The 12,304-nt window shown below is 45.7% G+C and carries 8 protein-coding genes; 4 read left to right on the top strand and 4 right to left on the bottom strand.

Annotation, left to right across the window (positions count from 1 at the left end; genetic code table 11):
• Position 1: 1 nt before the first annotated feature.
• A complete protein-coding gene (gene rluF, locus AAHN97_RS07380) occupies positions 2-739 on the bottom strand; it encodes a 23S rRNA pseudouridine(2604) synthase RluF (RefSeq protein ID WP_343306922.1) in 738 nt (245 codons plus the stop codon).
• A gap of 83 nt (positions 740-822) precedes the next feature.
• Between rluF and AAHN97_RS07375 the strand changes: the two genes are divergently transcribed.
• Together AAHN97_RS07375 and AAHN97_RS07370 are read left to right on the top strand one after the other, a co-directional pair.
• The gene (locus AAHN97_RS07375) at positions 823-1,695 is read left to right on the top strand and encodes a lysophospholipid acyltransferase family protein (protein WP_343306921.1); all 873 of its coding nucleotides are present in this window, start codon (positions 823-825) and stop codon (positions 1,693-1,695) included.
• A 24-nt stretch (positions 1,696-1,719) separates the two neighbouring features.
• Positions 1,720-2,688 (top strand): fatty acid desaturase family protein, encoded by a 969-nt coding sequence (locus AAHN97_RS07370; RefSeq protein ID WP_343306920.1) that lies wholly within the window; start codon positions 1,720-1,722, stop codon positions 2,686-2,688.
• A 31-nt stretch (positions 2,689-2,719) separates the two neighbouring features.
• Here the strand turns inward: AAHN97_RS07370 and AAHN97_RS07365 are convergent, their stop codons facing one another.
• Both AAHN97_RS07365 and AAHN97_RS07360 read right to left on the bottom strand, forming a co-directional pair.
• Positions 2,720-4,516, bottom strand: coding sequence for a RagB/SusD family nutrient uptake outer membrane protein (locus AAHN97_RS07365; protein WP_343306919.1), 1,797 nt, complete (start codon positions 4,514-4,516; stop codon positions 2,720-2,722).
• An 11-nt stretch (positions 4,517-4,527) separates the two neighbouring features.
• On the bottom strand, positions 4,528-7,638 hold the full coding sequence (locus AAHN97_RS07360; protein WP_343306918.1) for a SusC/RagA family TonB-linked outer membrane protein: 3,111 nt from the start codon (positions 7,636-7,638) through the stop codon (positions 4,528-4,530).
• Between the two features lie 228 nt (positions 7,639-7,866).
• On the opposite strand from AAHN97_RS07360, the gene AAHN97_RS07355 reads away from it, so the two are divergent.
• Both AAHN97_RS07355 and AAHN97_RS07350 read left to right on the top strand, forming a co-directional pair.
• On the top strand, positions 7,867-8,877 hold the full coding sequence (locus tag AAHN97_RS07355; RefSeq protein ID WP_343306917.1) for a LacI family DNA-binding transcriptional regulator: 1,011 nt from the start codon (positions 7,867-7,869) through the stop codon (positions 8,875-8,877).
• A 94-nt stretch (positions 8,878-8,971) separates the two neighbouring features.
• A complete protein-coding gene (locus AAHN97_RS07350) occupies positions 8,972-11,800 on the top strand; it encodes an outer membrane beta-barrel protein (protein ID WP_343306916.1) in 2,829 nt (942 codons plus the stop codon).
• 81 nt (positions 11,801-11,881) lie between these two features.
• Here the strand turns inward: AAHN97_RS07350 and AAHN97_RS07345 are convergent, their stop codons facing one another.
• Positions 11,882-12,301: an OsmC family protein gene (locus tag AAHN97_RS07345; protein WP_343306915.1), complete on the bottom strand. Its 420-nt coding sequence runs from the start codon at positions 12,299-12,301 to the stop codon at positions 11,882-11,884.
• Between the last annotated feature and the right edge of the window lie 3 nt (positions 12,302-12,304).

The raw sequence follows: 12,304 nt of genomic DNA, 5'->3' as shown, positions 1-12,304 counted from the left end.
GTTATTCGTCCATGCCGCCATCATTGCTGCCGGTTTTACTGCTGTTGGCTACCATGGCAGAGATGGTATTGATCTCTTCTTTTGTAAAATAACGCCACTTTCCGGGTGGCAGGTCTTTTAAAGTAATATTCATGATACGGGTGCGGCGAAGCGCTTCCACATTATAACCAAGCGCTTCGCACATCCGCCTGATCTGGCGGTTGAGGCCCTGGGTAAGGATAATACGGAAACGGTTGGTACCTTCCTGCTGCACGAAACACTTTTGCGTCACTACGCCCATAATCTTCACCCCGCTGCGCATGGCTTTGATAAACTCCAGGTTTACCGGTTTATCTACGGTAACCATGTATTCTTTCTCGTGCTGATTACCAGCCCTTAAGATCTTATTTACGATATCCCCATCGTTGGTGAGGAATATGAGCCCTTCGGATAATTTATCCAGCCGCCCGATCGGGAAGATCCGGGAGGAGTAATTCACATAATCGATGATATTGGATTTATCCTTGGTATCTGTGGTGCAGGTAATGCCTTTGGGTTTGTTCAGCGCCATGTAAATAGTGGCTTTCTTTTTCTTCAGCGGCTCACCATCCACTTCCACCACATCCCCATCCTTTACACGGTTCCCTTTGGAAGCAATGTTATCATTAATGGTCACGCGGCCCTGCTCAATGTATTTATCTGCTTCCCTTCTGCTGCAAAAGCCGGTATCGCTGATGTATTTATTTACGCTTATATCCATTTCGCTGCAAAATTACTTAAACCTTCATAACATTTAAATACTATTAAATTCTAATACAAATTGCGTATTTTGCCAGAGTGCCAATGTATTATATTCTTTTACCGTTCATTTATTTACTATCCTGGATACCGTTTCCCTTGTTTTATGGGGTTTCTGACCTGATGTTTGTGATGATCTATTATGTTTTCGGCTACCGGAAAAAGGTGGTAGGGCAAAACCTGCGCAATGCTTTTCCTGAAAAGTCCGAAAAGGAGATCAGAGCAATAATGCGGCGGTTTTACCGTTCTTTCTGCGATGTGCTCCTGGAAACATTCAAAACACTGACTATTTCGGAGCGATCTGCCATTAAGCGATGCCAATTGACGCCTGAGGCACTACAGCTGTTTAACCGCTATGCGGATGAAAACAAGAGTATCATTATTGTGATGGGGCATTTTGGCAACTGGGAATGGGCAGGCAATACCTTCAGCCTGCAATGCCGCCACCATCTTTACGTAGTCTATCATCCACTGTCCAACAAACATTTCAACGGCCTTATTTACCGGATGCGCACCAGGTTCGGCACCGGGCTGATTGCCATGAAAGACACCTTCCGGGAAATGGTACAGCACAAAGCAGAATTAGATGCCACTGCTTTTATTGCTGATCAGACGCCTGCGCCGGACAGCGCTTTCTGGCTCACTTTCCTGAACCAGGACACGCCGGTGTTCCAGGGAACGGAAAAGATAGCCCGGAAAATGAATTACCCGGTAGTATATGCCAGGGTGGAACGTTTAAAACGGGGATATTACGAGATCTCTGCAGAAACCCTGTTTGATGAACCGGGAAAAACAGCAGAGGGAGAAATAACAGCAGCGCATACACGCGCATTGGAAAAAGACATTCAACACCAGCCGGAAAGCTGGCTGTGGAGCCACAGAAGGTGGAAACACAAACGACCTGAGATCACTAAATAATCATATAGCTACAACTGCCTAATAATGCGAACTGGAAAACAATTGATCCTGGCAACGAAGCCGTTTGCCCGGGACGTGACATGGAAAAGCTGGTATTACACGCTTACGACAGCAATCATCCTGGCGGGTTTGCTTACCGCTGTTTACATCAACGAAACACTGCCTTTTTTACGTATTGCCTGCAGCATTTTATGCGGGCTTGTTATAGTAAGGATGTTTGTGATCTATCATGATCATCAGCATCATGCCATCCTGCACAGATCACTGCCGGCAGACATCCTCTTCACCCTCTTTGGTATTTTTGTGCTGGCGCCTACCAGTATCTGGAAGCGTTCGCATGACCATCATCACAACCATAACTCCAAGCTATTCAGTGCCAGCATAGGCTCCTATCCTATTATGACGAAGGAGAAATTTGAAGGGTCTACCGCAGCAGAGCAACGCGCTTATCTTGCAGTGAGGCATCCGCTCACCATCCTGTTCGGTTACCTGAGCATGTTCGTGTACGGCATGTGTGTGCGCTCTTTCCTTTGCAGCCCGCTGAAGCATTGGGATTCTATCCTGGCCCTTGTATTACATATCGGCGTTGGGGTGTTCATTTTCCTGAACCTGGGCTGGACTGGCTGGTTATTACTACAGTTCCTCCCCTTTTTTATTGCCTGTGCTATTGGTGCTTATCTTTTTTATGCACAACATAATTTCCCCGGCGTTACTTTCAACGAAAAAGAAGAATGGTGCCATGATAATGCAGCCATGGCTTCTTCCAGCTATATGCTCATGAGCCCTTTCTGGAAATGGGTGACCGGCAATATCGGTTATCATCATATCCATCACCTGAATGCGCGCGTGCCTTTTTACCGTTTACCGGAGGCAATGGCTAACATCCCTGAACTGCAGCAAGCCAAAACCACTACCCTGCATCCACGGGAAATATGGGCCTGCCTGCGCCTGAAAGTATGGCATCCTGAAAAGAATGAAATGGTCCCACTATAAAAAAGGCTCCCCTTACAGGGAGCCTTTTTCTTTATTCCGGGATCTTGTCCAGCGGAGGTACATTTTTTTCATACCCCACATATCCTTTGTTCTGGTTGATCACCCCATAGGTGTTCGCAGCAATAGGATTGGATGGAATGGGCCACAATACATGAAAGGCACTCATCGTGTATTTATCACCGTGATTGGTAACTATACCTGTTCTGTAGAAAACATTCTTTTCTATCACACGGTCATAAAAGAAATTGTTGTCTGAGAAATTATCCAGGCTATAGGTTTTACCATTGTAGGCAGGTTTGCCGGTTTTCGCAAACAGGAAGGCGATGCGTGTGAGCTCTGTTTTACGTGGTTCTTCAAAGTACAATTCCCTGGCTCTTTCATCGAGGATGGTGCCAATGTTCACGGATGCTGCAGCAATAGGGTCGCAGCCTGCGCGTGTTCTCACGGCATTGATATCATTGGCAGCCAGGCCCAGGTTGTCTTTCCAGTAATAAGCTTCTGCTCTCAACAGATAAGTTTCTGCCAGCCGGAAAATGTACCAGTCTGTATGCCCGCCCTGCATGGGCGCATTCTCCGTATCAGGAATAAAGATCTTATAGTGCGGCCATCCGAACCAGCAGCGGATAGTATCTGTACATAACAGACCACCGTTGGCATTCCTTAACTGTAATGGTTTTAAATAATAGGGATCGTTGGAAGAGAGTAGTCCAGGATCGTTATACACCAGGTCTTCCATGTTCATCCAGTTACCCGGGGCATGACGCAGGTCCTTAGGGTCCGTCCAGATCTCATAATTGCTGTAGGGTGTTGGCCTGCATCTGCCGATGCCTCTGCCGTAGAGGTTGCTGAGCACTACCGGCGGATTGGTATTATCGTTTGTACCTTTTTTACCGGAAGGTGTGTTGATGTTCGTTCCCCACAAAGGTACTGCCTGCCGCATGATGCGCATGCCACCATCATAACCGCCATCTCCGAAACGGTCTATCACCATAAAAATGCCTTCTTTATTTTCACCCAGTGATTTATTCTCCGGGCGGTGCAGGTCCCAGATCACGTTCTTTTTTGTAGCACCGAAAGGCACTTTCATGAGGCTATAAGCACCGCCATTGATCAGGGCATTGGCAGATTCAATGGCTTCATCAAATTTACCCAGTGCCAGGTTCACTTTTGTGAGCAGGTGTAACACCGCACCTTTTGTTACTTCTCCCCTCGCTACGTTATCCGTGAGCCATCCTTTGGCAGAGTCCAGGTCCTTTTTGATATACTCCAGTATCACTTCGCGTTTGGTAGAAGTATAATCCAGTTTGGGTTCTGTTGTTTCCTTCATAATAGCAGGTACATCACCAAACTGTTGTGTAAGGCGGTAATAGCGCATGGCACGATGAAAATATGCAGAGCCAAGGATGGCATTCCTTTCCGCACGGCTGGCATAGGTAGCATTGTCTATCCGCCCGATCACCGTGTTCGCATATTTGATACCCAGGTAACCTTCACTATAATAATAGTAGATCCGGGCACGGTCTGCATTATTCAGATTAGCACCGTCCGGTGTGATGAGCAGGTTGAGGTCTTGCGGCGGGCCGGATTTATCTGTTACGCCTTCCACCGTTACTTCAGAGAATAACATTTCTGTGAGGATGGGAGGATTGTCTCCATAGTATTCGATCCGGGCATTGCGGGCGCAGGATACCAGCGCCGCACGCATAGCGGCAGCATCCACATACGTTACATCAGGATCGTATGTAGAAAGTTGTTTTGGTTTCAGCCAGTCTTTACCGCAACTGATAGTGAGTGCAGCCATTGATACCAGTAATATTGTATATCGCATAACAGTTTTTTTTAGAGAGTGATATTGATGCCCAGGGAATAGTTACGTGCCGGCGGATTGTTGTTGCCATAAATATATTCTGCATCCCAGAACGTCCAGCCGGGTTGATATACGCCTACATTGTTCACGTTCCCGTAGATCTTCACGCCATCCAGACCGGCTTTGTTTGCCATCTTTGCCGGTAATGAATAACCCAGTGAAATAGTGCTCAGGCGGATAAAGGAAGTATTCCGGTATACGTCGAATACAGCACTGCCATTGCTGGAAAAGAGGCGGGCATAATCGTTGGTTGGATTCTCCGGAGTCCAGTAAGGTAAACGGTAGGAGTTCTGACGATCTATGAAACCGGAGTTATTCTTGGGCAGGTTATTGGGCCCCAATGTTCCCCAGTTAGAGTAGAGCATGAAAGAGAAGTCGAAGTTTCTGTAGGAGAAATCATTCCGCAGGGTCCATTGAAAACGGGGTGATCTGAAACCCAGGAACTGGCGGTCCGCATCAGAGAACTTGCCATCCTTGTTTACATCCTCCAGTTTAAAGTCGCCTGGTTTAACACCGAATTTGGCAGCTTCTGCCGCTTCGGCCACCTGCCATACACCCAGTACTCTCAGGTCCCATATTTCATCCAGGTCATGCCCTATGAACCATTTATTCGCAGGGTCATCCCTTTCTTCCCGGCCGATCACTTTGCCTGTTGCATCTTTGATATCCACTTCTCCATAAAGATGTTTGATCTTATTCCTGTTCAGCGTAAAGTTCAGATTGGTGTTCCATTTGAAACTATTGCTGCGGATGTTTGCACTGTTGAGGCTGATCTCAAATCCTTTGTTCTCCACTTCGCCCAGGTTATCCATTACCGTGAGGAAACCGCTGTGAATGGGCAGGCCGCGGAGGATCAAAAGGTCTGTTGTGTTTTTCTTGTACACATCGACAGAACCGGTGAGGCGGTCCCGGAACACGCTGAAATCAAGCCCTACGTTGTAGGAAGTGCTCTTCTCCCATTTGAGATTTGGGTTTTGCAGGCGGCCTACATATAACTGGGAAACCAGCTGCACCTGGCCATTCTGCTGCACGTACTGGTATTTACCGGAAGTAAGGTCAGACAAAGCGAGGTAACGGCCGATATCGCGGTTACCGTTCACACCCCAGGAGAGCCTGAGTTTACCATAATCCAGCCAGTCCAGTTGCACAAACTTTTCTTTCGTGAACACCCAGCTCAGGGCAAGCGCAGGAAAGCTGGCTCTTGGATTACGCTGGCCGAATGCGGAGTAACCATCCCGGCGGATAGAGGCCGTTAAAAGATATTTACCACGGAAGCCGTAGTTCAGCCTCCCCATCAATGCATCTCCCGTACTCACAGAATCCGAACTGGAGATCACCGGTTTAATACCTGAGCCGATATTATGCCAGCCTAAGTTATCATTGGGATCAAATCCTTCATTATCCATCTGGTTACGCCAGGACTGGAATTTTTCTGCATTGAAAAGAAAGGTAGCATCAAACTCATGATCGCCGAATGTTTTATTCCAGCGCAATAAATTATCGATCTGCCAGTTGTAGATCGTTTGCTCCCTGCGGGTAGCCACACCTTTACGTGCGGCATAACGGAAGTCTTTTGCAGAGATGCTGTTGAAGTAACGGTTAAAATCAAAGTTGGGTGAAAAGTTGGTCTGATAGGAAAAACCAAAAGGCAGATCCCCTTTCAGGTATAATGAACCAAAGAGCGTATTGGTTTTATCCATCCGGTTGGTGTAGGTATTTTCGAGGAAAGGATTGAGGTTGTTTCCCACATCGTCATTTGGGCTATCCCGCAGGGTTTTACCATCATCCTTGTATTTTTCGCCGTAGGGAGAAGCATTCACCATCTGGCCCCAGGTAACAGGTACCTGGCTTTCATCACGGTCAGCAAACTGCATATTGATACCCACCGTTGCAAACTTTGCCGCTTTTGCTTCTACGTTGATGCGTGTACGGAAGGTTTTGAATTTATCACCTACAATGATACCTTCGTTGTTCACATAACCTGCGGAGATGTAGTAGGAAATATCTTCTTTTTTACCGGCGATGCTTATGGTATGATCCTGCCGGAAAGCATGATGGAACATCTGGCTGTACCAGTCAGTGGTTTTACCCGCTTTGTAGTTCTTCACCTCTACCGGTAATATTTTCAGGCGGTTCAGCCAGATATCCACCGGATCACCCTGGGAGTTATCATAGGCCTTCCATTGGTCCACCGTGATATTGGAAGGCAGTGCACGGGGATCATCAAACTGATAGGGTTTGGCATTTGCGTTTACACTGTACATCACATCCCTTCTCCATCTTACAAAACCGGGACCATCGTACAATGGTTCATCCATGGCTAAAGTGGATACGCCTACATTGGTGTTGAAGGTAATAGTAGGTTTGGAACGCGTACCGCGTTTTGTATTGATAAGGATCACTCCTTTGGCAGATTTGGCACCATATACCGCTGCGGCACTGGCATCTTTCAACACGTCAATGGTTTGGATATCGTTCGGGTTGATATCGCTGAGCTGACCGGGATAGATCACACCATCCAGTACGATCAGCGGTGTTGTGCCTGCATTGATAGACGACTTACCACGGATGGTAAGGTCCCCGCCACCTTTGGCGGAATTGGATGCAGTAACGTTCAGGCCGGGAACATTGGCCCTGAGCAGGTCCTGCACATTGGCAGGATTCTCGTTTTCAAGCGCAGTGGCCTTTACCTGCGACACGGCACCGGTGACATCACTTTTCTTCCTGGTGCCATACCCTACCACTACCAGCTGATCCAATTCAGTAGTATTATCCTGTAGTATAACATTATAGGAAGCAGCAGCACCTACGGTTAATTTCTGTGTCTGGTAGCCGATAAAGGAGAAAACGAGCACCGCATTTTCAGGTGCATTCAATTTGAAGCGTCCTTCAGCATCTGAAGTGGTGCCTGTGGTGGTTCCCTGTATAACAACCGTAACGCCGGGAACAGGTCTGCCGGTTTTATCTCTGATAATGCCGTTCAGGGGTTTTGTTTGGGCAAAGGTGGTAACGCAGAAGAGCATGAACATCATTGCGAGTGCGCAACAGGCTATTATCAGCCTGCTCCTGATGCTAATCGTCATGTTGGATCAGTTTAGTTTGATTTAGAAATTGGTATTTTCTGTACGGTGGAATGACTGTTGTTAGGTCCTTCTTTAACGCGAAATTCTACAACCAATTTACCATTTGCAATCGATTCTATCCCCTGGCCGCTATGCGCAAAACCTATTACAACGATTGAAATGGTTTATTACAACGTTTTCTTTATTTCCGGATTATTTTAGTATTATGGACTGACTAATGCTTTTTACATGAAAAGAGGGGTAACCATTAAGGATATAGCCAAAAAATTAAACATGTCTGTATCCACGGTTTCAAAGGCCTTGAATAACGATGCTACCATCAGTATTTATACCAGTGAACGGGTAAAGAAACTGGCAAAGGAACTTAACTATATTCCCAACGAAGCGGCGAGGCACTTTAAGCTGAGTAAAACATTTACTATAGGGCTGATCATACCTGATCTGCTGGACCAATATTATGTACTGGCTGTGAACGGTGTGGAAGAAGAAGCAGAAAAGAAGGATTACAACGTGATCCTTTCACAGTCTCATGAAGATGCACAGAAGGAAGAGAAGATTGTGGATGTGATGATCCGTAACCGGGTGGATGGGGTGATTGTATCTGTTACCAAAAATACGGTGGACATGCAGCCATTTCAGAAGTTCCTGTCTATGGGTATTCCCGTAGTATGCATTGGCCGTGAGCCAAAGGGTGTGGTGTTCGATTATGTATCTTCCAACAATGAGGAAGGTGCGTTGGAAGCTACCCAGTTCCTGATAGACAGGGGGCATACCCGTATTGCACATATTATGGGCCCGGAATCCATGCGTACCAGTCAGGCACGTTTTGCAGGCTACAAACAGGCGCTGCTGAAAAACCTGCTCCCTTTCGATACCGCTTTAGTGCAGGAGGTAGATCTTACCCCTGCTTCCACTTTTGAGGCCATGCGCCAACTCATGGAACAGGCAGCTCCTCCTACTGCCATTTTTACTTTTAAGAACTATATCACCATCCAGGCGATCGACTTTTTAAAGAGCCATTACCCGGATAAAGTAGATATCATTGAATTTACGGGCTTTGGCAACCTGCCTTTGCTGCAGCATCTTGATCACCGGCCGCTGGCTGCCATTGAAGAAAGCTCTTTTGAAATGGGCAGTGAGGCAGCGCGCATCCTGTTTGAAAGGATGGATGAGGAAGATACGGAGGAGCCGGTGGCTTACATTAAAAAGCAATTCCCCTGTAAGCTGGTGATCTATTGAATGTTTGTTAATATTAATATAAAATCAGCCATTTTATGGAATAGGCATATTTCTTTCATCATAAATAAAGTAGCTTAAAGAAGCTGATCTTTTGATGAAAAAAAGCTTATCCCTCCTCCTCCCTTTATTCCTGTTTTTGTGCAACCCCGGTGTGTATGCACAAAACCATAACCGCATGAATGGCTATGTGGTGGACTCTGCCAAAACCGCCATTAAAGATGCCAATGTAATACTGATCGGCGATAAAGACACGCTCCATACCACTACCGATCAGGATGGATATTTCAGTTTCACAAAAGTAAAAGGCGAATCTTTCTTACTAAAGATTAGCATTACCGGGTACCAGGACTTTACCGCCAATTATTCTTTTGGCGATAAAAAAGTATTGAAAATCAAACACATCCAACTGAAACCGGATGTGCACATGCTGAAAGAGGTGGTGATAAAGGGCAAACCCAACCCCATAAGGATTATGCAGGATACCATTGAGTATAATGCTGCCGCCTACCAGGTGCTGGATGGCGATAATGTGGCAGACCTGCTGAAACAGCTCCCCGGCCTGGAGGTGGACGATGGATATAACGTTACCACTATGGGTAAGGGCATGTACAAACTGCGGGTGAACGGCAAGGATTTCTTTACTAATAATATAAAAGATTTTATCGCCAGGCTGCCGGCGGGTATTGTAGCAAAGATCCAGGTAATTGATGATTATGGTGATCAGGCCAACTTTACCGGTATTAAAACGGCGGAACCTATTAAGTTATTAAACATCGTTACGAAACCGGGCATGAACAGTGGCAGCTTTGGCAATGCGGGTATCAATGGCGGAACTAATAACCAGTTTGGAATTGGCGGAAACGTTAACCTATGGAAAGATACTAAGCAAAGCAGTGGCGAGCTGGGCTACAATACTTCAAATAACGGGGCAGGAACAGCACGGTCTATGACAGGCGGGATATCTCATGCGGATGAGATCAGCAAAAATATGCGTTATGGCATTAACTATAACCTGGGGAACAACAGGAGTGCATTTGCCAACGAGCAGGCCATTGAAACCCTAAATCCATTGGGCACCTTCTACCAGAAAACCCTTAGTAATGGTGAAAGCAGCAGCAACAGTCATAACTTCAACGGTAATTTTTCCTATAAGAATAAAAAGTTCTTTCTCGATGGTAATGTAATGGTATCTTATAATAATACCGAAAACATCAGTTCTTCAGTAAACAACCAATGGGGAGTGATCAAACAAGACCTGGAGAATATTAATCAATCGGTCAATAAGTCACCTTCGATCAATGCCGGCCTCAATTTCTCTAAGATCTTAAAAAATAAAAAGAGCAGTCTGTCCGGCAATTTCAGCATTTCCAGTTCTTCCAATCAATCTGATCAGTTCATCAGCACCAACACGCGGTATTACGATAAAACTACGGAGCTTTTAGTGAAAGACTCTTTGCTGAACAGGAACCTCTTTACAGATAATAACAACCAGAGCTTCAATTTGGGGTTTAGTTACAGTCTTGGTTTAAAAAGGCCGAAGGATACCCTGGCCAGGCAACATTTAAACCTGAGCTATAACCTGTCCGTTGGCAAAAACACCAGCAGGGTACAAACGTTTGTGATAGACCAGCTGAGTAAACTGCCTGCATTTGTAGATTCGCTAAGTACAGATTATGCTTCGGTATCTGTTAACCAGGCTATCAGTTTAACTTACGGGTATTCCAGTAATAAGATGCGCTACAATTTTGGGGTTAGCGCCAGTCCCACTTTGCTGACCAGCGATTACGTTCACCTGGGGCGAAAGATCAGGAACAATAACCTGAATTATTCTCCCCGCATTAACCTGAGCAAAACTTTTTCCAAAAGCAAAACCATCACACTTAATTACAGTGGCAGTAACAGGAACCCAAGCATCAACCAGCTCCAACCCGTCCGGAATACTGAAAACCTGCAGAATATTGTGATCGGCAATCCTAACCTGAGGCCCTCGTTTAGCCACAATGTTAACACCAGCTTCAATTATGTAAATGCCAAAACAGGTATCTCATTACAAACCGGGCTAAACTTCAGTACTGTTCAGAACGAAATTGTTACCAATGTGGTGCTTATACAGGATACTTTAAACAGTTTAAAGCAGGAAACCCGATTCGAAAACACCAATGGGAATTTCAGGATGGGCAGCAACTATGCTTTAAATATACCGCTCAAAAAAAATAAATATTCCATTTCCTATTCCGGTGGGCTCGAAACATCGAACAGGGCGGTTTTTATTAATAATAACAAGCGGTTTAGCAAGGGCATCAATATATCCCAGCAGTTGAATACGATGTTTACTTCAAAAAAGATATCAGCGGGTGCCAGGTTATCCTACAGGTTCAGCTCCAACAATAATGTGCAAAACGAGAACCCGATTGTGGATGTGCTGGGGCAGGTGAACGGTGCTGTTTTTTACCATACACATAATTACCAGGCAGATCTGAACAGTTCTTTAAGATTGAAAATGTTCACATTCAATACCAGGGTTAACTATAGCTTCAGTATGAACAATGGCGTCGGAGTTAGTGATAACTTTAAAAATGTTCAAAGGCTTGGCCTGTCTCTTTCAACTATGGGGCGGATAAAAAAGACCTGGTACATAGATCTTAAAACCTCCAAAACCATCAATACAGGTTACGCCCTGTCCAATACCAACCCTTTTATCGTTAGTGCCAGTTTGAGCAAAAAATTCCTGAAAGATCAGTCGTTAAGCTTTTCTATCAGTGGCAATGACCTGTTAAACCAGGGGAATAACCTGGAGCGGATCATCTCTGGCAGTTCAATTGTAGACAGGCGTACAAACCAGGCGACCAGGGTATTTACTGCCAGGCTGAGTTACAATATTTCGAAATTTGGCGGTAAGAGCTTCCGGGTTGATCCGGATTAATGCAGCTGACCTTGCCGCGCAGCAGAGGGCGGAGTTTTTTCTTTTTTGAGAAGAATGTTTTGCTTTTTGAGAAAAGAGCATTCACTTCATCATAAAAGACCTGATCTTCACTTCCCCTTCCAGTATCCGGGAAATAGGGCAGTTTTTTGCAATGCTCAGCAGTTTCTTTTTTTGTTCTGCATCGGCGGTGTTATCGGGGAAAGAGATATCCCTGTCAATAACCGTATGTGTGCCATCCTCTTTCTTTTCCTGGAACATATTGGCATTCACCTTTATTTCCGGGATCTCCCAGCCTTTGCGCTCAATGTACATCCGCAGGGTCACCAGGGTGCAGGTGACCAGGGAGGACAATAGCAGGGTGTAGGGATCAGGACCCTGATCTTCTCCGCCGGAGCTGGGTGGTTCATCTGCAATGAATCTTCCATTACGCCATTTGATGGTACACTGGTATTTAGCTGTTCCGATAGTTCCGCGAACAGGCAAGGCTAATTTATACTGCATAAG

The organism is Chitinophaga niabensis (assembly GCF_039545795.1).
In the GTDB taxonomy this organism is placed as follows: domain Bacteria; phylum Bacteroidota; class Bacteroidia; order Chitinophagales; family Chitinophagaceae; genus Chitinophaga; species Chitinophaga niabensis_B.
This window is presented reverse-complemented; position numbering and strand designations above follow the sequence as displayed.